The organism is Mesorhizobium sp. USDA 4413 (assembly GCF_056280365.1).
Genome location: NZ_JBVPRP010000001.1, coordinates 548,101 through 569,556, shown reverse-complemented (window position 1 = coordinate 569,556; position 21,456 = coordinate 548,101). Strand labels below are relative to the sequence as shown.

Genomic DNA, 21,456 nt, shown 5'->3' with positions numbered 1-21,456 from the left:
TCTTAGCGCTGAAAAGCGGCAAAACGGTTAATTGGGAGAATGAAGTTGTTTGCGGTGCGGTGAGCTGCTGGATGGTGGTTAGCGGAAACGCCCATTGAAGTCCGGGGTCACGCCCTTGGATGCGCCTTCTCGTAGATATCGAGCAGCCTCGCGGTGTCGACGCCGGTGTAGATCTGCGTTGTCGACAGGCTGGCGTGGCCGAGCAGTTCCTGGATGGTGCGCAGGTCGCCGCCGCGGCCGAGCAGATGGGTGGCGAAGGAGTGCCGCAGGGCATGGGGCGTCGCCGTGTCCGGCAGGTTGAGCGCCGAGCGGAGCTTCGCCATCTCGCGCTGGACGATGGCCGGGTTGAGCGGGCCGCCGCGCGCGCCGCGGAAGAGCAGGCCCTCGGGACCGATATGGAAAGGGCAGAGCCGGCGGTATTCGGCGACCGCCTTGCGGGCCACCGGCAGTACCGGCACCAGCCGCGTCTTGCCGCCCTTGCCGGTGACGCGCAGCACGGTGTCGGCTTCCGTGGCGAGGTCGCCGCCGGTGAGCCCGAGCGCTTCCGAGATGCGCAGGCCGGAGCCATAGAGGAGCGTCAGCACGGCGGCGTTGCGCGCGGCGATCCATGGCTCGTCGGCGAGTTGGCCTTCCACGGCCACGACCTGTTTCGCGTCGCTCGCCGTCAGCGGCTTAGGCAGCGACTTCGGCTGGCGTGGCGCGCGCAGCGCCGACGCGCCCGCCGCGTTGACCATTCCGCGTTTTTCGAGAAAGCGCAGCAGCGAGCGAATGCCGGCAAGGCCGCGTCCCAGCGTGCGTGCGCCGGCGCCTTCATTGCGCCGCGCGGCGAGGAAGCCGCGCAAATCGGCGGGGCGCAGGTCGGCAATGTCCGAAATGCCGGGTGCGCCGCCGCAATGACCGGTCAGGAAATGCAGGAATTGGCGGGTGTCGCGTTCATAGGCCTTGACGGTTTCCGGCGACAGGCGGCGCTCATGCGCGAGCGTCTTCAGCCAGGTCTCGCGCGCCGTCTGGAGATCGGGTTTTGCCGGGATGAGAAATTCCTGCATGAGGGCAGTTTCGGGCATGCGGGTTAGGAAGCGGTGAAGAGGCCCTCATTGAAATGATGGCTTGACGGGATTAGAGCAGGGCAAAGGAAGCGCCGCCGATGTCGAAGCTCGAAAATCCCGTACAGATGGCCGTGATCGGTGCCGCGCACGGCATCAAGGGCGAATTGCGGGTGAAAACCTTCACCGGCGATCCGCTGGCTCTAGCCGATTACGGCCCGCTTCATGCCAAGGACGGCCGCACCTTCCAGATCACCGATATCAGGCCGGCCGGGACTGTAGTGGTGGTGCGCTTCAAGGGCGTCAACGACCGCAATGCCGCCGAGGCTTTGGCCGGCACCGAGCTTTTCGTCGACCGCTCGGTGCTGCCCGACGACGGCGAGGAGGATGAGTTCTATCACGCCGATCTCATCGGCCTCGATGTCAGGGACGATACGGGTGTCATCGGCAAGGTCGTCGCCGTGCATAATTTCGGCGGCGGCGACATACTCGACGTCACGCTTGCCGGCCGCAAAGGCGTGCTGATCCCGTTCACGCAGGCCGCGGTGCCGCATGTCTCCATCGCCGAGGGGTTCGTCGAGGTCGATCCGCTCGCGGCCGGGCTGGTCGACGACGAGGAAAGCGAGGCGCCGGGCCGATCCGGCTTCGACCCGAAGGGCAGGCCGCGCGGGCCGAAGGACGCCGGGGGCAACCGTTGAGCTTTGCCGCTTCGGTGCTGACGCTCTATCCGGAGATGTTCCCGGGCGCGCTCGGCCTGTCGCTCGCCGGCCGCGCGCTGGAGGCCGGCATATGGTCGCTCGAGGCGATCCAGATCCGCGATTTCGCCACCGACAAGCACCGAACCGTGGACGACACGCCGGCCGGCGGCGGGGCTGGCATGGTGATGCGCGCCGACGTGCTGGCGCGCGCCATCGACCATGCCTCGCCGCCGGGCGATGAGCGTCCCAGGCTGCTGATGAGCCCGCGCGGAAAACCGCTGACGCAGGCGCGCGTGCGGGAACTTGCCGCTGGTCCCGGCGCGGTCATCCTGTGCGGCCGCTTCGAGGGCGTCGACCAGCGGCTGATCGAGGCGCGGGGACTGGAAGAGGTCTCGATCGGTGATTTCATCCTGTCGGGCGGCGAGCCGGCGGCGCTTGTGCTGCTCGATGCCGTGGTGCGGCTGCTGCCGGGCGTCATGGGCAATGCGGTGTCCGGCGAGGAAGAAAGTTTCGAGAACGGCCTGCTCGAGCATCCGCACTACACACGGCCGCAGGAGTTCGAGGGCCGGCCGATCCCGGACGTGCTGATTTCGGGCAACCACAAGAAGATTGCCGAATGGCGGCGCGCGGAGGCGATGAAGCTCACTCAGAAGCGCCGCCCCGACTTGCTTGGCGGCACGCCTCAGCCTTTGGTGAAATAGTAAAAAGCCAGAAGCAGGCCGACCGCGACGACGAAGCCGCGCACCACGGCCTGCGGCACGCGCTTGGCGATCCACACCCCGGCATAGCCGCCGAGCGCCACGCCCGGGATCATGACGACCGCCTGCGGCCAGGCGACGACGCCTCCGGACACGAAAACCAGGATGGCGACGACCGCGATCACGATGGACAGCATGTTCTTCAACGCGTTGAGCCGGTGGTAGTCGCCGGCTTGCGTCAGGCCGAGCGTGGCCAGCATCATCACGCCCATGCCGGCACCGAAGAAGCCGCCATAGACCGCAGTTGCGAATTGAACAAGCGAACCGGCGAGGGAGCCTACCGAGGCCTGGTGCTCCGGCCCCGCCGCGGGCTTCAGCCATGGCCCGGCGGCGAACAGCGCGGTCGCGGCGATGAGCAGCCAGGGCACAAGGGCGCGGAACGACGGGTTGGACAGCGCGAGAAGGATGAGCGAGCCGGCCAGCGCGCCGAGCGCGGAAATCAGGCATAGCAGCAGGGCGCCGCGCCAGAAATGCCGGATATCGATCCAATAGGCGAGCGTCGAGGTGATGTAACCCGGCAGCTGTGTCACCGACGAGGTGGCGTTGGCGACGATCGGCGGCAGGCCGACCAGCGTCATGGCGCCGAAGGTCAGGAAAGTGCCGCCGCCGGCGACCGCATTGGCGGCGCCTGAGGCAAAGCCGGAGAGGAAGAGCAGGACGGCATCGTAGAGCGTCATTAGGCGGGCCTGGAAGTTGGACCTTTCCCCGCTTAGAAAGCTTGCAAGGCTTGTGCAACCCGGCACGGCGACGATGCGATGGTGCCATGAGGGCAAAAAATACGCCTCGAGGTCCTTTTTGATGCGTGTCGCGGTCCCACAACAGCTCGCATTTCCGGGCGACACGCATTAGGGCGTGACAAAGCGCCGAAATAGCTGTATGTCGCCGCCCGAACCGGAAGAACGATCTTCCGGACCCGTCAACAAGTGCGGTGTAGCCGTCCCTGCCCGATGTTTCGACAAAGGGCATAGCCGAGCGGTCGATGGAACTGCAAGGCGAGTTGAGGACGCTCTGACTGTCGGAAGAACAAGAAGTGGATATTGAGATGGATCTCATCCGTCAGCTCGAGGCCGAGCAGGCCGCCAAGATCGAAGCCAAGCGCAAACTGCCCGAATTCCAGCCGGGCGACACCGTGCGCGTCCAGGTGCGCGTCACCGAAGGCAGCCGCACCCGCGTCCAGGCCTATGAGGGCGTCGTCATCGCCCGCTCCGGCTCGGGCTTCCAGGAAAATTTCACCGTACGCAAGATCTCCTACGGCGAAGGCGTCGAGCGCGTGTTCCCGGTCTACTCGCCGATGGTCGAGGGCGTCGAGATCGTGCGCCGCGGCAAGGTTCGCCGCGCCAAGCTCTATTATCTGCGCGACCGCCGCGGCAAGTCGGCCCGTATTTCGGAAAACACCGGCGTGCGCGCCCGCAAGCTGAATGACGAAGAGCGTGATGCGCTGAACGCCGAGCGTGCCCGCATCGAGGCCGAGAAGGTCGCCGCCGCTCAGGCGCTGGCCGCCGAGACGGCCGCCAAGGAAGCCGCCGAGAAGAAGGCCGCCGAGGCCGCTTCCGCCGAATAAGGCTTTTGCGAGACAGGTTTTGGAAAGGCGGCTTCGGCCGCCTTTTTTCGTTTTCACCGAGCTGTGATCGCTTACCGCAGGAAAACCGCCGCACCGGCATTGACTGCAAATTATCTTGTGCACTAAATAATAGTGCACAAATCAATGGAGATCGAGAATGTCTGCACTCTACACCGCCCAAGCTCACGTCAGCGGCGGCCGCAACGGCCATGGCGAGACCAGCGACGGCCTGCTCAAGGTCGATCTGGCGATGCCGAAGGAACTCGGCGGCAAGGGTGGCGCGACCAATCCCGAGCAGCTCTTCGCCGTCGGCTACGCCGCGTGCTTCGATAGCGCGGTGCGCTTCGTCGCCCGTCAGCAGAAGTTGCCGCTTGAGGGCGCTTCCGTCACGTCCACGGTCAGCCTTTATCCGAACGACCAGGGCGGATTCCGGCTCGGTGTCGCGCTGGCGGCGGAGATTAAGGGGCTTGATCAGCCGGGCGCCGAGGCGCTTGTATCGGAAGCGCACAAGATCTGCCCCTATTCCAACGCCATTCGGGGCAATATCGACGTGGCGCTCTCGGCAAAGGCTGCATGACGACGACGGAAACCACGACCAGGCAAGCCTCGGCACAGGATGCCGGGGCGCTCGAGGTGCCGCGCCTCGACCAACAGCTTTGCTTCGCGCTCTATTCGGCAAGCGGGCTGATGACGAAGCTTTACCGGCCGCTGCTCGACCCGCTCGGCCTCACCTATCCGCAATATCTGGCGATGCTGGCGCTGTGGCAGCATTCGCCGAGCACGATCGGCGAGCTCGGCGCGGCACTTGGGCTCGATTCGGCGACGCTGACGCCGCTGATCAAGCGCATGGAAGCGGGCGGCCTGGTGACGCGCCGGCGCGATACCGCCGACGAACGCCGGGTGCTTGTCGAGCCTACCGCGAAGGGCGAGGCGCTGCGGGCGAAGATGAAGGACGTGCAGGAAGGGCTAGCCTGCGGCATGCCGCTGGAGCGGGCCGAGCTCAAGGCCCTGCATGGCACGCTGACACGCCTGGTCGCCGGATTGCGCGAAGCCACGCCCGATCGGGGCTGAACGCCGCAAAGGCCGTCCTCAAAACCTTCTTCGAAGAGCATCGGTTCACGTATTGGCCGACCGGGGGCAATACGGACCGGCTTGCATGGCGCATGCGGGAAGCTAAAGTCAGCGCCTGATTTGTCCTGGCGCGCGGGGATCGTGCGGCCAATCACGTTCGGGAGTTTGTCATGACCAAGTCGAAACTGCTGCTGGCGGCACTGCTCGCCTGCCTTCTCGCGCCTGTCGCCGCGCTCGCGGACAATCTGCCCGATCTTGGCGGCAGGAAGGTCGTGGTGGTGACGGAAAACGCCTATCCGCCGCTGCAGTTCATCGACAAGAAAACCGGCAAGCAGATCGGCTGGGAATATGACGCGATGGACGAGATCGCCAAGCGGCTGAACTTCAAGGTCGAGTACCAGAACACCTCCTGGGACGCGATGATCCAGGCGGTTTCCGACAACCAGTACAACATCGGCATGACCGGCATCACCATCAAGGACGACCGCAAGGAGAAGGTCGACTTCTCCGATCCGTATATGCGCTCGGAGCAGTTCATGCTGGTGCGCGGCAACGAAAGCCGCTTCACCGATGCCAAGAGCTTCGCCGCCTTCAAGGACGGGCTGATCGGCGCCCAGCCCGGCACGACGCCCTTCTACACCGCCGTCTACAGCGTCCTCGACGGCAACGAGCAGAACCCGCGCATCAAACTGTTCGAGACCTTCGGCGCGACCGTGCAGGCGCTGAAGTCGGGCGACGTCGACGTGGTGCTGACCGACGGCACCGCCGGCAAGGGCTATGTCGATGCCTCCGAGGGCAAGCTGAAGCTGATCGGCGGACCGCTCGGCACCGAGGATTTCGGCTTCATCTTCCCGAAGGGCTCGGACCTGGTGAAGCCGGTGAATGCCGCGATCGCTTCGCTGAAGGCGGACGGCACGTTGGACAAGCTCAACAAGAAGTGGTTCCTCGATTACAAGATGGGACAGTGAGCTCGTCTTGTTGCGCGCGGTGAGTTTGCAGGAAATCGCGCGGACGACGCGCCCAGGCACCGCCCTCTGTCCTGCCGGCCCCGGCCCTTCGCTGTCGCTCCGGGCGTTCGTCCTTCGAAAAGCCAAGCAATTGGCTTTTCGTCGGCTCCGCGGACCTCTCCTCACCCCCCGCAAGGGGGGAGATTGGCAGCTCCGGTCTCTAGCTCAATCCTGCGACGTCGAAAATTGGCGAAAGCCTACGCGACATCTGATCTCCCCCCTTGCGGGGGAGATGTCCGGCAGGGCAGAGGGGGGTGTGCCGGAACGCGACCTTCGCAACGACCTTGCCGGCATCGCCTGATGGCAACGCCTATATCCACCCCCAAACCAGAATTCCCCTGGTGGCTGGCCGCGGCTGCCGTGCTTGCTTTGGCCGCCGCGCTCTCCATCGCTTCCAGCGACCTCTACGCGCAAGTCTTCGCCACCGTCGCCAAGGGCATCGGCATCACCATCTTCGTCACCGTTGTCGCCTTCGCCTTGGCCTCGGCGCTTGGGCTCGGCATCGCGCTGATGGCGCTGTCGGGATCGCAATGGCTGCGGCAGATCGCGCGTTTCTATGTCGAGATCATCCGCGGTGTGCCGATCCTGGTGCTGTTGTTCTGGATCGCCTTTGCCGGCGCGCCGGCGTTCGTCGCGGCCTGGAACGCGCTGACCGCGCCGCTGCAGAGCGCCGGCCTGATCGGCGAGCTGCTGGTGCGCGACGTGTCGCTGCTGTGGCGGGCCATCATGGCTTTGACCATCGGTTATTCGGCCTTCATCTCGGAAGTGTTCCGCGCCGGCATCCAGTCGGTCGAGAGAGGCCAGATCGAAGCCGCCAAGGCGCTCGGGCTCAGCCGGGCGCAGCGCTTCCGGCTGATTGTCTTCCCCCAGGCGATCCGCATGATCCTGCCGCCGCTCGGCAACGACTTCGTCGCCATGGTCAAGGATTCATCCCTGGTCTCGGTGCTCGGCGTCGCCGATATCACCCAGATCGGCAAGATCTACGCCGCGGGCTCCTTCCGCTTCTTCGAGACCTATTCGATCGTCGCCTATATCTATCTCATCCTGACCGTCGGCCTGTCGCTGGCGCTGCGGGCACTGGAGCAGCGGCTGCGTCGCCAGCATCAGGAATAGCGGGCAGCAAAAGTCCGCGCTACGGTCCAGGGTGTGTTGATATTCAGGTGACGCCGGCCTGCAAATGATGGTTTTCTGCGCTTCCGGTACTCACGGACCCGAATGTCCGCTCCGCTCCGGTTCTCGAAAGCCACCATTTTCGGCTCGGCCTGACCCGAATCTCAACACGCCATAAGGCCCGGGAGGACTGTTTCATGAATTTCGACAAGGCCAATGCGGCGCTGGATTCCGTCTATTCGGCCGACTCGCCGGAAGGGCTCGCCAAGGCCTATGCCGACTGGGCCGCGACCTATGACAGCGAGACCGCCTCGCTCGGCTATCTCCTGCCGTTCCTGATCACCGCCTGGGTGGCGCGGCATGTTCCGGCGGGCGAAGGCCCGCTGCTCGACGCCGGCTGCGGCACGGGCCTGTCGGGGCCGTCGCTGAAGGCCTTGGGCTATGGCGACATTGCCGGGCTCGACCTCTCCGACGACATGCTGAAGATCGCCGGCAGCCGACAGGCGGGCGGCAAGCCGGCCTATAGCGAGCTGAAGAAAGCGATGCTCGGCGGTCCTCTGCCCTGGCCCGACCGGCATTTCCGCACCTTCTTCTCGACCGGTGTCTTCACCATCGGCCATGCGCCGGCTTCCGGCCTGCACGAGCTGGTGCGCATCACCAAGAGCGGCGGCCACGCCATCTTCACGGTGCGCGACCAGGTGTTCGAGAGCGGCGGCTTCCACGCGGTGTTCGACGAGCTGACAGAGGCGAGGCAATGGCGCCTGGTCGAGCAGAGCCCGTGGTTCCGCTGCTACGCGATCGGCGATCCGGACGCGCTGGTGAAGACTTTCGTGTTCGAGGTGAGGTGAGCGCCAACTTCCCCTCCCCCTTGTGGGGGAAGGTGGCCGCGCAGCGGCCGGATGAGGGGTGCTCCAGGGAAAGCCGACGTCCTACTCCGCTGGAACACCCCTCATCCGTCTCGGCGCTACCGCGCCGATCCACCTTCTCTCCCAAGGGGAGAAGGGGAAGTTGGCGCAATTGCCGAAAAGCCAAAACATTGCTATCTACCCCGCCATGGAAAAGCTTTTCAGCGATCCGGCCTATAAGGGTTTCGTGCTGCAGGACAGAAAGCGCCTGCCGTCGCGATTTGCCGCGCGGGTCTGTGGCGCGCTCACCAGCCGACTTAGCCTGGCCGTCTGATCGAAGTCGCTCGCCGGCTGAAAGCCGCGCCGGCTTTTCCCATTTCTCATATCGACGGATTTACGCACATGAGCGCACCGCGCACCCTCTACGACAAGATCTTCGACGACCACACGGTCGACCGCCAGGACGACGGCACCTGCCTGCTCTATATCGACCGCCATCTGGTGCACGAGGTCACCAGCCCGCAGGCTTTCGAAGGCCTGCGTATGTCGAACCGCAAGGTCCGCCATCCGGAAAAGACGCTGGCCGTGGTCGACCACAACGTGCCGACCTCGCCCGAGCGCAAGTTCGGCATCAAGAACGAGGAGAGCCGCATCCAGGTCGAGGCGCTGGCCAAGAACGCCAAGGATTTCGGCATCGACTATTATTCCGAGAACGACGTCCGCCAGGGCATCGTCCACATCATCGGGCCCGAGCAGGGTTTCACGCTGCCGGGCATGACCATCGTTTGCGGCGACAGCCACACTTCCACGCATGGCGCGTTCGGCGCGCTGGCGCATGGCATCGGCACGTCGGAGGTCGAGCATGTGCTGGCGACGCAAACGCTGATCCAGCGCAAGGCCAAGAATATGCTGGTGCGCGTCGACGGCCAGCTGCCGGAAGGCGTCACCGCCAAGGACATCATCCTCGCCATCATCGGCGAGATCGGCACCGCCGGCGGCACCGGCTACGTCATCGAATATGCGGGCGAAGCGATCCGCTCGCTGTCGATGGAAGGCCGCATGACGATCTGCAACATGTCGATCGAAGGCGGCGCCCGCGCAGGCCTGATCGCTCCGGACGAGACGACCTTCGCCTATGTCAAGGACAAGCCGCGCGCGCCGAAGGGTGCCGCCTGGGATGCGGCGCTCGCCTATTGGAAGACGCTGCATTCCGACGAGGGCGCGCATTTCGACAAGGTCGTCGTGCTCGACGCGCAAAAGCTGCCGCCGATCGTCTCATGGGGTTCTTCGCCGGAGGACGTCGTCTCCGTGCAGGGCATCGTGCCCAATCCGGAAGAGATCGCGGACGAGACCAAGCGTATGTCGAAGCTCCGCGCGCTCGATTATATGGGGCTGACGCCCGGAACCAAAATCACCGATATCGCGCTCGACCGCGTCTTCATCGGCTCCTGCACCAACGGCCGCATCGAGGACCTACGCGCCGCCGCCAAGGTGGTCGAGGGCAAGAAGGTCAATCCGCGTGTCAACGCCATGATCGTGCCGGGCTCGGGCCTGGTGAAGGAGCAGGCGGAGGCTGAAGGCCTCGACAAGATCTTCCTCGCCGCCGGCTTCGACTGGCGCGAACCGGGCTGCTCGATGTGCCTGGCCATGAACGACGACCGGCTGAAGCCGCATGAGCGTTGCGCCTCGACCTCGAACCGCAATTTCGAAGGCCGCCAGGGCTTCAAGGGCCGCACGCACCTGGTGTCGCCGGCCATGGCGGCGGCCGCCGCGATCGCCGGCCATTTCGTCGACATCCGCGACTGGAAGTAACGGCCCAGCCGCAAGCTCACAAAGGCCCGGGACAGGACGTCCGGGCCTTTGCTTTTAGCGATCTACCTGCGAATGATCTCGTGGAACTCCTCGCGCCGGCCGGGCTGATCAGCGGCTACGACCAATGCCAGTTTCCGCTCGTCGAAGATTTTGAACCACTCGTCCCACTCCACGAGCTCGTAGCCGCCGGCGTTGATCGGACGCTCCGGGCGGTCGGTGTCCTCATAGGCGTTCTGCCCGAAAACCAGCCGCAGCATAGCCTGCGTTCCGGCCTCTGGCGACACGTCGACGATGGCCGGGAAGCCGGCGCGCGCCGCCGCCCAGGAGCGGATTTCATCGTGGTTCGTCAAAGTGATCGTGTCGGCCATCTCGATCGTCTCCCGTCTGGCGTCTCTTGTCTGGCCGGACAACGCCGCTCCGGCGGGCCGGTTCCGCGTGGCACGCGATGGGTCTATCGGGGGCTTAACCGCTTGTTTGGGCTTGCCCCCTTATATCTCCCCTTGGGTAAGTTGGGAAAGTCGCGGTCCTTTGGACACCGGTCTGCTCATAGCGCTGCTCAATCCGACGATAGCGCTGGCGCTCGGCGCTGCGTTCCTCCTGCTGTGGTCCTATCAGCGCCATCGTCCGTATCTGGCGGCGCTCGGCGCGAGCTACTGCCTGTCGGCGCCGGGTTTCCTGCTGCAGTATTTCACGCTTCCGATCGGCGTGGCGCTGACCAAGCTCGTTTCCAACATCTGCTTCACGATCGCGGCCTGCTGCCTCTCCAGCGCGATTATCGCGCGCTACGGGCGGCGCGTGCCCTATGTCGGCATCGGCATCGTGACCGGCGGCGGGCTCGCGGCCTTCATCTGGTTCATGTTCGTCCAGCCGGACCTCACCTGGCGCGTGCTGGTCATGAATTTCGGCTTCGGCGCGCTCAGCCTGCTGGTCGCCGCGGAACTCAGAACGGTGCGCCACAACGGTCCGACCGAAAAGATCCTGTTCGCGCTGTCGCTGCTTTCCGCGCTGAATTTCATTGCCCGCACGCTGATCGTCGTCATCGCGCATGGGCCGTTCCCCAGCTATGACGGCTTCTACGGCTCGTCCTACTGGACGACGGCGCTGCTGTCGCACGCCTTGCTGTCGCTGCTGATCGCGCTTTGCCTGTTCACGGCCGCGGCGCTCGATGTGATGAAGGCGCTGAAGACCGAGACCCATACCGATCCGCTCTCGGGGATCCTCAACCGCCGCGGTTTCGAGGAGCGGGCGACCCTCTTGCTCGACCAGTGCGGCAAGGCGGGGTTTCCCGTCGCCCTGGTGCTGGCCGATCTCGATCACTTCAAGGCGCTGAACGACCAGCACGGACACGAGGCCGGCGACCGGGTAATCGCCGACTTCGCCGCCAAGCTGCGCGCCGCCACCGGCGCGCGCGGGGCTGCCGGCCGCATCGGCGGCGAAGAGTTCGCCGTGATTCTGCCGCTGAGCGACCTTGCCTCGGCAAGGCTCTTCGCCGAAGCGATCCGTGCCGTCTATTCGGCCGGCGCGATCGATGGCCTGCCTGCCGGCATCAGAGTCACCGCGAGCTTCGGCGTCGCCGCCCGCTCCGGCAGGGAAGGGCTGATGCCGTTGATGCGGCGCGCCGACGAGGCGCTCTACAAGGCCAAGAAGAACGGCCGCGACAGCGTGCGGCTCTCATATGAGAGGCCCGAGGCCGCCTTCGTTGCCGAGCCGTTCGCCGTCGGCTGAGGCAAATCTACAATCGCGGCGGCAAGGTTACGGCGAAGTCGCCGTATGCTTGGAGATGACGCTACGACTGTGTGCGCGGGTCAGGCGCGCTGCGGCGCCGTCAAGCGCCGGTTACCTTCAACGGCAGGGGCTGAGATTGGGCATCTCGCCGTCGGAAAGCCCGTACATATAGGAGCGGCCTTTGACCAGCACCGGCGGTTGGTAGCAGCCGGGCGCGCCGACCTCGTCCGCGTCGTCATAAACGACATCCGGCTGGCCGGCGCCGGTGTATTCGGAAAGTTTTTTCGCGAGCTTGCCCTCGCCGACGATGATGCGCTTGTAGCCGGCGGCGCTGTCGATGACGAGATTGCCGAAGGAATCGGCATAGACGCGGTCGTGATGGCGCAAGCCGGCTTCGGCCGGCGCGGCGATCGCCGTCACCAGCCCTGCCAGCGCCGCGGCGGCAATGCCTGCCCGCACTGAATTCGAACGCATGTCGCTCTCCCTTGATCGGCGCGAGGTCGCGCCCGCATTCCGGTTCGAATCGGAAATTAACCCTTTCTTAACCTTTGTTAAGAGGCGGCAGGCTATGGGGCGCCGGCTCTTAAGGAACATGGTTAATTTTTGGAGGGCCGGGTTCCCAGGCGGCGAGGCGGTCCGGAGCTGGGCTGACTCGGCGTGAACTTGATCTTGCGGCGCCGCGTGTCTACAGCGGTCCACCGATTCACGGAAAAGGCAACCGCCTTTCTTTGTTTCGACGCGATTCCGGACGGAAGGCAATGGCGAGGGCGCCGAACCCAGCCGTTCACACTTTTCCCGGAATTGCTGTAGCGTGCCGCGCATGAAAGGGCAGCGCATGAGCTTTGGCCACAGGGTCCGGGTGTCGATCACCATCCCGCTGCTTTTCGCGGCCTCGGCCTGCGTGCCGCAGGACGGCGCGCCGAAGGCGGCGAATGCCGCGCCGCCCGCCGCCTCGGTTGCTCCGGCCCCGCAGTCCGCCGCACCTGTGGCGCCGGCGGCAGCTGCAACGCCCCCGATACCCGGGTCGGCCCCGATACCGACGGCCCCGGCACCTGCAACGACCAAGACGCCTGCAACGCCCGCGACCAAGATCGTCACCGACCTTACTGTGCCACGATCCGGCATCGGCACGGCCACCTACAGATGCGGCAATGGCGGCATGATCACCATCCAGAATCTCGGCTCGTCGTTGCGTGTGGTCCGTCCGGATGGCACGGCCGAGGAATTCGCGGCCTCGCCCGCCAACCAGAGCAGTCGTTACCAGGAAGCGGCGACGCATGACGCAATCGTGATCGACGGACGCGAAGCGCTGGTGATGAAGAGGGGATCGACGCCGCAGACCTGTCGGCGATAGCCCTTCTGTTGCACTGCAGCGAACGCTGCGCCGGCTTCGAAACAGCCGCTAATCGATTGAAGCGCGCGACCGCCAATTTGTCAGACTAAATGACGTTTCCAAAACGATTTTCCCGCTTTGACGCGGTGCAAAAAGCGCATTAGAAACCGCCTGTCCGGAGCCATATATGAGGGGCGGAAAACGCTGCTTCTCGGTAGCGGAATCCGGGACGCCGAACTGGGGCAGCCATGAGCAAATCACCAGCCACCCGCGCAGTTGCCAGACGTGAAAGGCCGCTCTCGCCGCATCTGACGGTCTACCGGCCGCCGATCACGATGACGATGTCGATCATCCACCGCATCACCGGCGGCGCGCTTTATTTCGGAACGCTGCTGGTGGCGGCTTGGCTGATCGCCGCCGCGAGCTCGCAGGCCGCCTTCGACTGGGTCAACTGGGCCTTTGGTTCGTGGATCGGCCGGCTGGTTCTCTTCGGCTACACCTGGGCGCTGATGCACCACATGCTGGGCGGGCTGCGGCACCTCATCTGGGACACCGGGGCTGGACTGGAAAAACATACCGCATCGAGGATCGCCTGGGCGACGCTTGCCGGCTCGATCGTGCTCACGCTGTTGATCTGGATCGCCGGCTACATGGCGCGGGGAGCTTTCTGATGAGCGCGAACAACACCGACATGCGCACGCCGCTGGCGAGGGTCCGCGGCCTCGGTTCGGCCCGCGAGGGCACCGGGCATTTCTGGCGGCAGCGGCTGACGGCGATCGCCAACATTCCTTTGATCCTGTTCTTCGTCGGCTTCCTGATCGCGGTCAACGGCCATGACTACGCGGATGTGCGGGCGGCGCTTGCGAACCCGTTGGTGGCGGTCATGCTCGGGCTGGTGCTGATCTCGCCGCTCTATCATATGCGCATCGGCATGCAGGTGATCATCGAGGATTATGTGCATGGCGAAGGCATGAAGCTGGCCCTGATCGCTCTCAATACATTCTTTTCGGTAGCAGTCGGCGTCGTTTCGCTGTTTGCCCTGCTCAAACTCGCATTCGGAGGCTGACGTCTTGGCCAACGCAAATACCGCCGGCACCGCTTCCGCCTACACTTTTGTCGATCACAAATTCGATGTGGTGATCGTCGGCGCCGGCGGCGCCGGGCTGCGCGCCACGCTCGGCATGGCCGAGCAGGGGCTGCGCACCGCTTGCATCACCAAAGTGTTCCCGACCCGCTCGCACACCGTTGCCGCGCAGGGCGGCATCGCCGCTTCGCTGTCGAACATGGGCCCGGATTCCTGGCAGTGGCACATGTACGACACCGTCAAGGGTTCGGACTGGCTGGGCGACGTCGACGCGATGGAATATATGGTGCGCGAGGCGCCGGCTGCGGTCTACGAGCTCGAGCATTACGGCGTGCCGTTCTCGCGCACCGAGGAAGGCAAGATCTATCAGCGACCGTTCGGCGGCCACATGATGAATTATGGCGACGGTCCGCCGGTGCAGCGCACCTGCGCCGCCGCCGACCGCACCGGCCACGCCATCCTGCACACGCTCTACGGCCAGTCGCTGAAGAACAACGCGCAGTTCTTCATCGAGTATTTCGCGCTCGACCTGATCATGGAACCGGACGGCACCTGCACCGGCGTCGTCGCCTGGAACCTCGACGACGGCACCATCCACCGTTTCTCGGCCAAGATGGTGGTGCTGGCGACAGGCGGCTATGGCCGCGCCTATTTCTCCGCCACCTCGGCGCATACCTGCACCGGCGACGGCGGCGGCATGGCGGCCAGGGCCGGGCTGCCGCTGCAGGACATGGAGTTCGTGCAGTTCCATCCGACCGGCATTTATGGCGCCGGCTGCCTGATCACCGAAGGCGCGCGCGGCGAGGGCGGCTATCTCGTCAATTCCGAGGGCGAGCGCTTCATGGAGCGCTACGCGCCGTCGGCCAAGGACCTTGCCTCGCGCGACGTCGTCTCGCGCTGCATGACGCTGGAGATCCGCGAGGGCCGCGGCGTCGGCAAGAAGAAAGACCACATCTTCCTGCATCTCGATCATCTCGACCCGGCCGTGCTGCATGAGCGGCTGCCGGGTATTTCCGAATCGGCCAAGATCTTCGCCGGTGTCGACCTCACCAAGGAGCCGATCCCGGTGCTGCCGACGGTGCATTACAATATGGGCGGCGTGCCGACCAATTACTGGGGCGAGGCACTCAACCCGACGCCAGAGAATCCCGACCGCGTGTCGCCCGGCCTGATGGCCGTCGGCGAGGCCGGCTGCGCTTCGGTGCACGGCGCCAACCGGCTCGGCTCGAATTCGCTGATCGACCTCGTCGTGTTCGGGCGGGCGGCCGCCATCCGCGCCGGCCAGGTGATCGACCGCAAATCGGCGATCCCGTCACCCAATGACGCTTCGGTTGAAAAGATCATGGAGCGCTTCGACCGGCTGCGCCACGCCAACGGCTCGATCCCGACGGCGGTGCTGCGCGAGAGAATGCAGCGCGCCATGCAGGAAGACGCCGCCGTATTCCGCACGCAGGAATCACTTGAGAACGGCTGCAGGCGCATTTCGGAACTCTGGGGCGAGCTCAAGGACATCAAGGTCACCGACCGCTCGATGATCTGGAATTCCGATCTGGTCGAGACGCTGGAGCTGGAAAACCTGATGGCCAATGCCATCACCACGGTCTACGGCGCCGAGGCGCGCAAGGAGAGCCGCGGCGCGCATGCGCGTGAGGATTTCGACAAGCGCGACGACGCCAACTGGCGCAAGCATACGCTTGCGCATCTCAGCGGAGACGGCACGGTGACGCTCACCTACCGGCCGGTGCATACCGAGCCGCTGCTGGCAGAGACGGACGGCGGCATCAGCCTGGCCAAGATCGCGCCGAAGGCGAGGGTCTACTGACCATGGCATTGGCGGCCGCGGGATATTCCGGCACGCCCCTTCCGGCCAAGCTCGGCCTGAAGGACGGCATGGTCGCTGCCTTCATCGCGCTGCCGCCGGAGCTCGTCGACCTTGCTGAAGCGGTGTCCTTCGCCGAGGTCGATCGGCTGCCGCAGTGGTCGGCGATCTCGGGCAGCCGGAAATACGATGCGGTGCACGCCTTCACCCGGCAGCGCGCCGAGATCGAGGACGGCTTGGCCCACATCGAGACGGCGATCAAGCGCGACGGCATGGTCTGGGTCTCCTGGCCGAAGAAAGCATCGAAAGTGCCGACCGACGTCACCGAGGACGTGATCCGCGCCGAGGCGCTGAAGCGCGACCTGGTCGACGTCAAGGTCGCCGCCGTCAACGAAATCTGGTCCGGGCTGAAGCTCGTCATCCGAAAGGACCGCAGGTAATGGTCGAACTCACGCTTCCCAAGAATTCCAAGATCAAGCAGGGCAAGACCTGGCCGAAGCCGGAGGGCGCGACGAACCTGCGCGAATACCGCATCTACCGCTGGTCGCCGGATGACGACGAGAACCCGCGCATGGACACGTACTTCGTCGACATGGATGATTGCGGCCCGATGGTTCTCGACGCGCTTCTGTGGATCAAGAACAAGATCGACCCGACGCTGACGCTGCGCCGTTCCTGCCGCGAAGGCATTTGCGGCTCCTGCGCCATGAACATCGACGGCTCCAACACGCTGGCCTGCACCAAGGGCGCGGAGGATATTTCGGGCGCGGTGAAGGTCTATCCGCTGCCGCATATGGCCGTGATCAAGGACCTTGTGCCCGACCTCACCAATTTTTACGCCCAGCATGCCTCGATCCAGCCGTGGCTGCAGACGGTCTCGCCGACGCCCGCCAAGGAATGGCTGCAGAGCCATGAGGATCGTGAGAAGCTCGACGGGCTCTATGAATGCATCCTGTGCGCCTGCTGCTCGACGTCCTGCCCAAGCTACTGGTGGAACGGCGACCGCTATCTCGGCCCGGCCACTTTGCTGCAGGCCTATCGCTGGCTGATCGACAGCCGCGACGAGGCGACGGGCGAACGGCTCGACAATCTGGAAGACCCGTTCCGGCTCTATCGCTGCCACACCATCATGAATTGCGCGCAGACCTGCCCGAAGGGTCTCAATCCCGGCCAAGGCGATCGCGGAAATCAAGAAGATGATGGTGGAGCGCCGCGTTTAGGCTTGATCGCTCGCGACAATCCCGAAAGCAGCGTCCTTCACACCCCCTCGGTCCTGCCGGACATCTCCCCCGCAAGGGGGAGATTGGCTGTCATCACGGCTTTCGCTAATCTCCGACATTGCAACAAGGGGCGAGCGGCGCCGCAACTGCTGATCTCCCCCCTTGCGGGGGAGATGGCCGGCAGGCCAGAGGGGGGTGCTGTCCCTCCAGCGCCAAAAGGATACCAACCCAATGACCGATCTCCCCCTTCTCTCCGCCGTCGAAGCGCGCGTGCTGGGCTCGCTGATCGAGAAGAAGGAGCTGACGCCGGACGTCTATCCGCTGACGCTTAACGGCGCGCATCAGGCCGCCAACCAGAAGACGGCGCGCGAGCCGGTGATGGCGCTGGAGCTGACGGAAGTCCGGCGGGCGCTGAGCACGCTCGAGCAGAAAGGCCTGGTGCGCCAGGCCTTCGCTTCGCGCGTCGAGCGCTACGAGCATCTGATGGCGCAGCGCTTTTCGCTGACCACGCCGCAGATCGCCGTCGTCGGCCTCTTGCTCCTGCGCGGCGCGCAGACGGCGCATGAATTGCTCGCCCGTTCGGAGCGCATGACGCGCTTTGCCTCGATCGAGGAGCTTCGCGACAATCTCGATTTGATGATCGGCCGCCGGCCGCCGCTGATCCAGCTGCTCGAACGCGCGCCCGGGCAGCGCGAGGAGCGCTATGTGCATCTCTTGAGCGGGCCGGTGGAAGCAGCCGCCGTGGCGGCGCCTTGGCAGTCGCCGGCGCCGGCAGACTCCGACCTTGAAGCGCGGGTCAAGGCGCTGGAGGAAGAAGTCGCGGCATTGCGGGCGAAGATAGAGGCGCTGGGCGGCTAGCCACTACGGGAAATGTCGGCGGGACAGCGCCCCCCTCTGTCCTGCCGGACATCTCCCCCTCGAGGGGGAGATTGGCAGTTCCGGCGCCGACGCCCTTCTTTCACCGGCGATTGGCGAAAGCCAACGCGACATCCGATGTCCCCCTTGAGAGCCCTTGAGAGGGAATGCCCGGCAGGGCAGAGAGGGGGCGAAGAATCGCTGCCCCCGCAATCTGCATCACCCCAACCGTGCGTCCAGCGACACCTTGATCGCCCCCAGTGCCTTCGACACCGGGCATTCGGCCTTGGCCTTCTCGGCCAGTTCCTTGAACTTCGCCGCGTCGATGCCCGGCACCTTGCCGACCAGGGTTATGGCGCTGCCCGTGATGCCGGTGCCGGGCACCAGCGTCACCACCGCCTTGGCGTCGAGCTCGGCGGCGGGTGTGCCGTTTTCGGCGAGGAAGTGCGACAGCTGCATGGCGTAGCATCCGGCATGGGCGGCGGCGATCAGCTCTTCCGGATTGGTGCCGGATTTGCCGCTCTCGTCCTCGAAGCGCGCCTTGAAGGAGTAGGGCGTGCCCTTCAAGGTCCCGCTTTGCGTGTCCAGCGTGCCGTTGCCTTCCTTCAGATTGCCTTTCCAGACGGCGTTTGCGGTGCGGTCCATGGAGTCCTCCTGCCTTGTCGGGGTTTTCGCCGGCGGGCGCCGGCGCTCGCGGTGACTATAGCGCGGGCGCGGCGGAAGACCATCCACGGTGTGCTGATATTCGGGTGAGGTCGGCCTGATCAGAAATGCCTCCCGCCAGCCCTGGGCAGCGCCGCGGCAAAATTCTCGAAAATATGCGCGCAGAAATGTCGGCTTCCGGGCCGCTGGACCGTCCTGCGGGCGGCCAATGAGTTACGGCCGAAGGAGGTCAGGATGGACAATCTGTTTTTCGCAATCTGGAGGCGCCCCGGCCGAAAGGTCCAGCGGCCGGAAGATTTCTGGCTGGATCCGCCGGCGCTCGGCTTCGGCCGGCTGATGGCGGTCGTGGCCATTATCGGGGTCGGGGCATGCTTGCTCGACTATGCGGCGGCCACCAGAGGTAAGGCTGACAGCGTCGCTGTCGCCTCCTATGGTTCATCACAGGAAGGGAACTGATATGAAATATGTGCTGCTGGTCTACGGTGAGGAGAAGGACCTCTTCGCGCTTAGCCCGCAGGAATCGGCCAAGCTCGATGCCGATTCGCTGGCCTATGACAGGGAACTGGAGGGACAGGGTAAGCTGATCGTCGCCCAGGCGCTGCAGCCGGTGAAGATGTCGAAATCGCTCAGGCGGCGCAAAGGCAAGCGGCTGGTGACCGACGGCCCCTTCGCCGAAACCAAGGAGCAATTGCTGGGCTTTCTCATGGTCGAGGCGGCGGATCTCGACGAAGCGTTGGCAATCGCCGACCGCGTTCCGTTGGCCGAGCTCGGTACCGTCGAGGTCAGGGCGATCTACGACATACCAGGGTCATGACGGCGGCGTATAATGACGGCGTATACTTTGGGATTTGTTCATCGTCGCGATTGTCGCTTGTTGAAGCGATGCTCCACTTCTCCTATCGTTGCCCGGATTTCGGGGGAATTCGGCATGCCTTTCCTGATCGCTTTGCTTGGCGTGCTCGGCGCGGCTGCCTTCTGGTGGTATCGGCTGAAGGTGATGAATGACGCGGCGAACGAGGTCGCCGATGTCATCGGACGCGTGCAAGGTAACATTCGCCGGAAGAAGCTGCGCAAGCAGGCAGCACTTTCGCCACTGACGGCGATCGACGATCCGGTGGTAGCGGCCGCGACGCTGATCACCGCGATCGTTGCCGAGCATGGCCCGATCCTGCCGCAGCGCGAAGGCGTCATCCGCGAGGTGATCGCGCAGATCGCGGAAAATCCGAAGAAGACCGACGAGGCGGTCGTCTACGGCAAATGGGCCGCCGCGCAGATCGACGACACGACCATCGTCATCGACAAACTGGCGCCGTTCCTGCGCGAGCGCCTCGATCCGCATGAGCGCGACGACCTGCTCAGGATGCTGAACCGCGTCGCTCAAGGCGGCGAGCAGAGCCTCAGGATCGCCGACCAGCGGATGCTGAGGCTGCGGCAGAAGCTGGGCTTCGAGGTGAACTGAATTGAAACGGCGACGATCGGATCGTCTGCCTTCGTGATTGGCCGACATCCCTCGCGCTCTTGCGCCAATCGTTCAGATCGCCTCCCCCTTCAGCAGCCTTGGCGTGTCGCCGGAGAGGCCCGAGGCCTGGCGGATGAAGAAATCCTTGAGCCTGGGCATGCGCTCGACCAGGCCGAGGCCGAGATCGCGCACGGCGCGCAGCGGGCCGATGTCGTTTGAGAATAGCCGGTTCAAGACATCGGTGGTGACACCCATCTGCAGCGTGTCGAAGCGGCGCCATTGCTGGTAGCGTTCGAGCACATCGAGCGCGCCGATGTCCTGGCCGAGCCGATCGGCTTCGACCACCACTTCGGCGAGCGCCGCGACGTCCTTGAAGCCGAGATTGAGGCCCTGGCCGGCGATCGGGTGGATGCCGTGCGCGGCGTCGCCGGCGAGCGCGATGCGCGGCGCGACGAAGGCGCGGGCGAGCGTCAGGCCGAGCGGCCACGCGCGCGGCTTGTCGGCAACGCGGATCTCGCCGAGCTTCAGGCCGAACCGCTGCTCCAGATCGTGCTCGAAGACGAACTCGTCGCCCTCGACCAGCGCCTTGGCGTCTTCCGTGCGCTCCACCCAGACGATCGACGAGCGGTTGGTGCCGTCCTTGTCCGGCTTCAGTGGCAGCGTGGCGAAAGGACCGGCAGGGAGGAAATGCTCCTCGGCGCGGCCATTGTGCGGACGCTCATGCGCCACCGTGCAGACAATGCCCGACTGGCCGTATTCCCACTTCACTGTCTTGATGCCGGCCATGTCGCGCAATTTCGAATTGACGCCGTCGGCGGCAACCAGCAGCCGCGCCTTGAGCGTCGCGCCGTCTGCCAGATGCACGGTGATGCCGGCGCCATTCACATCGAAGGCGCTGACCGCCATGCCCTCGATGATGTCGATGCCGAGCTTTTCGGCGCGTCGGCGCAGTGCGCCGTTCAAGTCGCGGTTGGCGACCATGTGGGCGAAAGGCTCGCCGGGCGCCACCTCGCCGTCGAAGGTCAAGAACACCGGACGCACCGGGTCGGCGGCGCGCGAGTCGGTGATGATCATCTCGGTGATCGCCTGCGCCTCCGGCGCGATCTCTTCCCAGACGCCGAGCTGATCCAGCATGCGGCTGGCCGCCGCCGCGATGGCCGAAGCGCGGCCGTCCTTCTGCCAGACGCCGGCGGGAGCGGCATCGACGATGGCGACGGCGAGGCCCGGCCGCGCCTGCTTCAGCGACACGGCCGCGGTGAGGCCGACATAGCCGGCGCCGGCGATGAGCACGTCGAGCGGCGCCTCGCGGCCCTCGTTCGCCCCCGCTTCCCTCGGCTTGCGGTCGACCATGGCATCATCCTTTCATGGCTTCGGCCGGCTGCCGTTTGCGGCC

General features: G+C 65.1%; 26 protein-coding genes and 1 pseudogene. 21 read left to right on the top strand and 6 right to left on the bottom strand.

The genetic code is table 11. The features are described from left to right. Positions 1-107: 107 nt before the first annotated feature. Entirely contained in the window at positions 108-1,046 is a 939-nt protein-coding gene (locus ACVMIM_RS02885) for a tyrosine recombinase XerC (protein WP_476110294.1), read from the bottom strand. A gap of 98 nt (positions 1,047-1,144) precedes the next feature. Here ACVMIM_RS02885 and rimM point away from each other — a divergent pair, with 98 nt between their 5' ends. Together rimM and trmD are read left to right on the top strand one after the other, a co-directional pair. Continuing rightward, positions 1,145-1,741 (top strand): ribosome maturation factor RimM, encoded by a 597-nt coding sequence (gene rimM, locus ACVMIM_RS02880; RefSeq protein WP_476110292.1) that lies wholly within the window; start codon positions 1,145-1,147, stop codon positions 1,739-1,741. Further along, a complete protein-coding gene (gene trmD / locus ACVMIM_RS02875; protein ID WP_476110290.1) occupies positions 1,738-2,442 on the top strand; it encodes a tRNA (guanosine(37)-N1)-methyltransferase TrmD in 705 nt (234 codons plus the stop codon). Before rimM ends, trmD begins: the two co-directional genes overlap by 4 nt. Here trmD and ACVMIM_RS02870 read toward each other — a convergent pair. After that, a complete protein-coding gene (locus tag ACVMIM_RS02870) occupies positions 2,424-3,176 on the bottom strand; it encodes a sulfite exporter TauE/SafE family protein (RefSeq protein WP_278049913.1) in 753 nt (250 codons plus the stop codon). The genes trmD and ACVMIM_RS02870 overlap by 19 nt on opposite strands. A gap of 365 nt (positions 3,177-3,541) precedes the next feature. Here ACVMIM_RS02870 and rplS point away from each other — a divergent pair, with 365 nt between their 5' ends. From rplS to leuC, 8 genes are all read left to right on the top strand, one after another. Next, positions 3,542-4,060 carry a 50S ribosomal protein L19 gene (gene rplS / locus ACVMIM_RS02865; RefSeq protein WP_040996377.1) on the top strand — a complete coding sequence of 173 codons (519 nt, stop codon included), beginning with the start codon at positions 3,542-3,544 and terminating at the stop codon, positions 4,058-4,060. Positions 4,061-4,217: 157 nt separating this feature from the next. Further along, a complete protein-coding gene (locus ACVMIM_RS02860) occupies positions 4,218-4,637 on the top strand; it encodes an organic hydroperoxide resistance protein (protein ID WP_476110288.1) in 420 nt (139 codons plus the stop codon). Then, positions 4,634-5,131 (top strand): MarR family winged helix-turn-helix transcriptional regulator, encoded by a 498-nt coding sequence (locus tag ACVMIM_RS02855; RefSeq protein ID WP_052458632.1) that lies wholly within the window; start codon positions 4,634-4,636, stop codon positions 5,129-5,131. The genes ACVMIM_RS02860 and ACVMIM_RS02855 overlap by 4 nt, the downstream gene beginning before the upstream one ends. A gap of 170 nt (positions 5,132-5,301) precedes the next feature. Beyond that, a complete protein-coding gene (locus ACVMIM_RS02850; protein ID WP_476110286.1) occupies positions 5,302-6,099 on the top strand; it encodes a transporter substrate-binding domain-containing protein in 798 nt (265 codons plus the stop codon). Positions 6,100-6,438: 339 nt separating this feature from the next. Beyond that, entirely contained in the window at positions 6,439-7,251 is an 813-nt protein-coding gene (locus ACVMIM_RS02845) for an amino acid ABC transporter permease (RefSeq protein WP_040996383.1), read from the top strand. A gap of 194 nt (positions 7,252-7,445) precedes the next feature. Continuing rightward, on the top strand, positions 7,446-8,096 hold the full coding sequence (locus ACVMIM_RS02840) for a class I SAM-dependent DNA methyltransferase (RefSeq protein ID WP_476110284.1): 651 nt from the start codon (positions 7,446-7,448) through the stop codon (positions 8,094-8,096). A gap of 160 nt (positions 8,097-8,256) precedes the next feature. Then, the gene (locus ACVMIM_RS02835; RefSeq protein WP_476117456.1) at positions 8,257-8,427 is read left to right on the top strand and encodes a hypothetical protein; all 171 of its coding nucleotides are present in this window, start codon (positions 8,257-8,259) and stop codon (positions 8,425-8,427) included. A gap of 68 nt (positions 8,428-8,495) precedes the next feature. After that, the gene (leuC, locus tag ACVMIM_RS02830) at positions 8,496-9,905 is read left to right on the top strand and encodes a 3-isopropylmalate dehydratase large subunit (protein ID WP_278049917.1); all 1,410 of its coding nucleotides are present in this window, start codon (positions 8,496-8,498) and stop codon (positions 9,903-9,905) included. 62 nt (positions 9,906-9,967) lie between these two features. Here the strand turns inward: leuC and ACVMIM_RS02825 are convergent, their stop codons facing one another. Continuing rightward, on the bottom strand, positions 9,968-10,273 hold the full coding sequence (locus ACVMIM_RS02825; protein WP_040996388.1) for a hypothetical protein: 306 nt from the start codon (positions 10,271-10,273) through the stop codon (positions 9,968-9,970). Positions 10,274-10,433: 160 nt separating this feature from the next. Between ACVMIM_RS02825 and ACVMIM_RS02820 the strand changes: the two genes are divergently transcribed. After that, the gene (locus ACVMIM_RS02820; RefSeq protein ID WP_476110281.1) at positions 10,434-11,630 is read left to right on the top strand and encodes a GGDEF domain-containing protein; all 1,197 of its coding nucleotides are present in this window, start codon (positions 10,434-10,436) and stop codon (positions 11,628-11,630) included. 117 nt (positions 11,631-11,747) lie between these two features. Here ACVMIM_RS02820 and ACVMIM_RS02815 read toward each other — a convergent pair whose 3' ends face one another. Then, positions 11,748-12,104, bottom strand: coding sequence for a hypothetical protein (locus tag ACVMIM_RS02815; protein WP_476110279.1), 357 nt, complete (start codon positions 12,102-12,104; stop codon positions 11,748-11,750). A 361-nt stretch (positions 12,105-12,465) separates the two neighbouring features. On the opposite strand from ACVMIM_RS02815, the gene ACVMIM_RS02810 reads away from it, so the two are divergent. The 7 genes and pseudogenes from ACVMIM_RS02810 to ACVMIM_RS02780 all read left to right on the top strand — a co-directional run bounded on the left by ACVMIM_RS02810 (position 12,466) and on the right by ACVMIM_RS02780 (position 17,944). Next, positions 12,466-12,984 (top strand): hypothetical protein, encoded by a 519-nt coding sequence (locus tag ACVMIM_RS02810; RefSeq protein ID WP_476110278.1) that lies wholly within the window; start codon positions 12,466-12,468, stop codon positions 12,982-12,984. Positions 12,985-13,211: 227 nt separating this feature from the next. Next, on the top strand, positions 13,212-13,634 hold the full coding sequence (sdhC, locus tag ACVMIM_RS02805) for a succinate dehydrogenase, cytochrome b556 subunit (protein WP_278049921.1): 423 nt from the start codon (positions 13,212-13,214) through the stop codon (positions 13,632-13,634). Then, positions 13,634-14,029: a succinate dehydrogenase, hydrophobic membrane anchor protein gene (sdhD, locus tag ACVMIM_RS02800; protein WP_476110276.1), complete on the top strand. Its 396-nt coding sequence runs from the start codon at positions 13,634-13,636 to the stop codon at positions 14,027-14,029. Before sdhC ends, sdhD begins: the two co-directional genes overlap by 1 nt. 4 nt (positions 14,030-14,033) lie before the next feature. Continuing rightward, positions 14,034-15,869 carry a succinate dehydrogenase flavoprotein subunit gene (sdhA, locus tag ACVMIM_RS02795; RefSeq protein WP_476110274.1) on the top strand — a complete coding sequence of 612 codons (1,836 nt, stop codon included), beginning with the start codon at positions 14,034-14,036 and terminating at the stop codon, positions 15,867-15,869. Between the two features lie 2 nt (positions 15,870-15,871). Further along, on the top strand, positions 15,872-16,306 hold the full coding sequence (locus ACVMIM_RS02790) for a DUF3052 domain-containing protein (RefSeq protein ID WP_476110273.1): 435 nt from the start codon (positions 15,872-15,874) through the stop codon (positions 16,304-16,306). Further along, positions 16,306-17,086, top strand: a pseudogene (locus tag ACVMIM_RS02785) (succinate dehydrogenase iron-sulfur subunit). Before ACVMIM_RS02790 ends, ACVMIM_RS02785 begins: the two are co-directional and overlap by 1 nt. A gap of 231 nt (positions 17,087-17,317) precedes the next feature. Then, a complete protein-coding gene (locus ACVMIM_RS02780) occupies positions 17,318-17,944 on the top strand; it encodes a YceH family protein (RefSeq protein ID WP_476110271.1) in 627 nt (208 codons plus the stop codon). 216 nt (positions 17,945-18,160) lie between these two features. Here ACVMIM_RS02780 and ACVMIM_RS02775 read toward each other — a convergent pair whose 3' ends face one another. Continuing rightward, positions 18,161-18,586 carry an OsmC family protein gene (locus tag ACVMIM_RS02775; RefSeq protein WP_124998336.1) on the bottom strand — a complete coding sequence of 142 codons (426 nt, stop codon included), beginning with the start codon at positions 18,584-18,586 and terminating at the stop codon, positions 18,161-18,163. Positions 18,587-18,838: 252 nt separating this feature from the next. Here ACVMIM_RS02775 and ACVMIM_RS02770 point away from each other — a divergent pair, with 252 nt between their 5' ends. The 3 genes from ACVMIM_RS02770 (at position 18,839) to ACVMIM_RS02760 (ending at position 20,063) form a co-directional block, all read left to right on the top strand. Next, positions 18,839-19,060: a hypothetical protein gene (locus ACVMIM_RS02770; protein ID WP_476110269.1), complete on the top strand. Its 222-nt coding sequence runs from the start codon at positions 18,839-18,841 to the stop codon at positions 19,058-19,060. Between the two features lies 1 nt (position 19,061). Beyond that, positions 19,062-19,418, top strand: a complete 357-nt coding sequence (locus ACVMIM_RS02765; RefSeq protein WP_278049928.1) for a YciI family protein — start codon at positions 19,062-19,064, stop codon at positions 19,416-19,418. 114 nt (positions 19,419-19,532) lie between these two features. Continuing rightward, on the top strand, positions 19,533-20,063 hold the full coding sequence (locus ACVMIM_RS02760) for a hypothetical protein (protein ID WP_476110267.1): 531 nt from the start codon (positions 19,533-19,535) through the stop codon (positions 20,061-20,063). A gap of 72 nt (positions 20,064-20,135) precedes the next feature. Here the strand turns inward: ACVMIM_RS02760 and ACVMIM_RS02755 are convergent, their stop codons facing one another. Then, a complete protein-coding gene (locus tag ACVMIM_RS02755; RefSeq protein ID WP_476110265.1) occupies positions 20,136-21,413 on the bottom strand; it encodes a ubiquinone biosynthesis hydroxylase in 1,278 nt (425 codons plus the stop codon). Positions 21,414-21,456 lie beyond the last annotated feature (43 nt).

Excerpts from the sequence above, each read along its gene's own strand:
- ACVMIM_RS02780 (WP_476110271.1), top strand. The coding sequence starts at position 17,318 with ATGACCGATCTCCCCCTTCTCTCCGCCGTCGAAGCGCGCGTGCTGGGC.
- rimM (WP_476110292.1), top strand. The coding sequence starts at position 1,145 with ATGTCGAAGCTCGAAAATCCCGTACAGATGGCCGTGATCGGTGCCGCG.
- sdhC (WP_278049921.1), top strand. The coding sequence starts at position 13,212 with ATGAGCAAATCACCAGCCACCCGCGCAGTTGCCAGACGTGAAAGGCCG.
- ACVMIM_RS02885 (WP_476110294.1), bottom strand. The coding sequence starts at position 1,046 with ATGCAGGAATTTCTCATCCCGGCAAAACCCGATCTCCAGACGGCGCGC.
- ACVMIM_RS02815 (WP_476110279.1), bottom strand. The coding sequence starts at position 12,104 with ATGCGTTCGAATTCAGTGCGGGCAGGCATTGCCGCCGCGGCGCTGGCA.
- ACVMIM_RS02810 (WP_476110278.1), top strand. The coding sequence starts at position 12,466 with ATGAGCTTTGGCCACAGGGTCCGGGTGTCGATCACCATCCCGCTGCTT.
- ACVMIM_RS02850 (WP_476110286.1), top strand. The coding sequence starts at position 5,302 with ATGACCAAGTCGAAACTGCTGCTGGCGGCACTGCTCGCCTGCCTTCTC.
- leuC (WP_278049917.1), top strand. The coding sequence starts at position 8,496 with ATGAGCGCACCGCGCACCCTCTACGACAAGATCTTCGACGACCACACG.
- sdhD (WP_476110276.1), top strand. The coding sequence starts at position 13,634 with ATGAGCGCGAACAACACCGACATGCGCACGCCGCTGGCGAGGGTCCGC.
- ACVMIM_RS02790 (WP_476110273.1), top strand. The coding sequence starts at position 15,872 with ATGGCATTGGCGGCCGCGGGATATTCCGGCACGCCCCTTCCGGCCAAG.
- ACVMIM_RS02770 (WP_476110269.1), top strand. The coding sequence starts at position 18,839 with ATGGACAATCTGTTTTTCGCAATCTGGAGGCGCCCCGGCCGAAAGGTC.
- ACVMIM_RS02855 (WP_052458632.1), top strand. The coding sequence starts at position 4,634 with ATGACGACGACGGAAACCACGACCAGGCAAGCCTCGGCACAGGATGCC.
- ACVMIM_RS02860 (WP_476110288.1), top strand. The coding sequence starts at position 4,218 with ATGTCTGCACTCTACACCGCCCAAGCTCACGTCAGCGGCGGCCGCAAC.
- rplS (WP_040996377.1), top strand. The coding sequence starts at position 3,542 with ATGGATCTCATCCGTCAGCTCGAGGCCGAGCAGGCCGCCAAGATCGAA.
- ACVMIM_RS02775 (WP_124998336.1), bottom strand. The coding sequence starts at position 18,586 with ATGGACCGCACCGCAAACGCCGTCTGGAAAGGCAATCTGAAGGAAGGC.
- ACVMIM_RS02870 (WP_278049913.1), bottom strand. The coding sequence starts at position 3,176 with ATGACGCTCTACGATGCCGTCCTGCTCTTCCTCTCCGGCTTTGCCTCA.
- ACVMIM_RS02825 (WP_040996388.1), bottom strand. The coding sequence starts at position 10,273 with ATGGCCGACACGATCACTTTGACGAACCACGATGAAATCCGCTCCTGG.
- ACVMIM_RS02760 (WP_476110267.1), top strand. The coding sequence starts at position 19,533 with ATGCCTTTCCTGATCGCTTTGCTTGGCGTGCTCGGCGCGGCTGCCTTC.
- ACVMIM_RS02765 (WP_278049928.1), top strand. The coding sequence starts at position 19,062 with ATGAAATATGTGCTGCTGGTCTACGGTGAGGAGAAGGACCTCTTCGCG.
- ACVMIM_RS02840 (WP_476110284.1), top strand. The coding sequence starts at position 7,446 with ATGAATTTCGACAAGGCCAATGCGGCGCTGGATTCCGTCTATTCGGCC.
- ACVMIM_RS02845 (WP_040996383.1), top strand. The coding sequence starts at position 6,439 with ATGGCAACGCCTATATCCACCCCCAAACCAGAATTCCCCTGGTGGCTG.
- ACVMIM_RS02755 (WP_476110265.1), bottom strand. The coding sequence starts at position 21,413 with ATGGTCGACCGCAAGCCGAGGGAAGCGGGGGCGAACGAGGGCCGCGAG.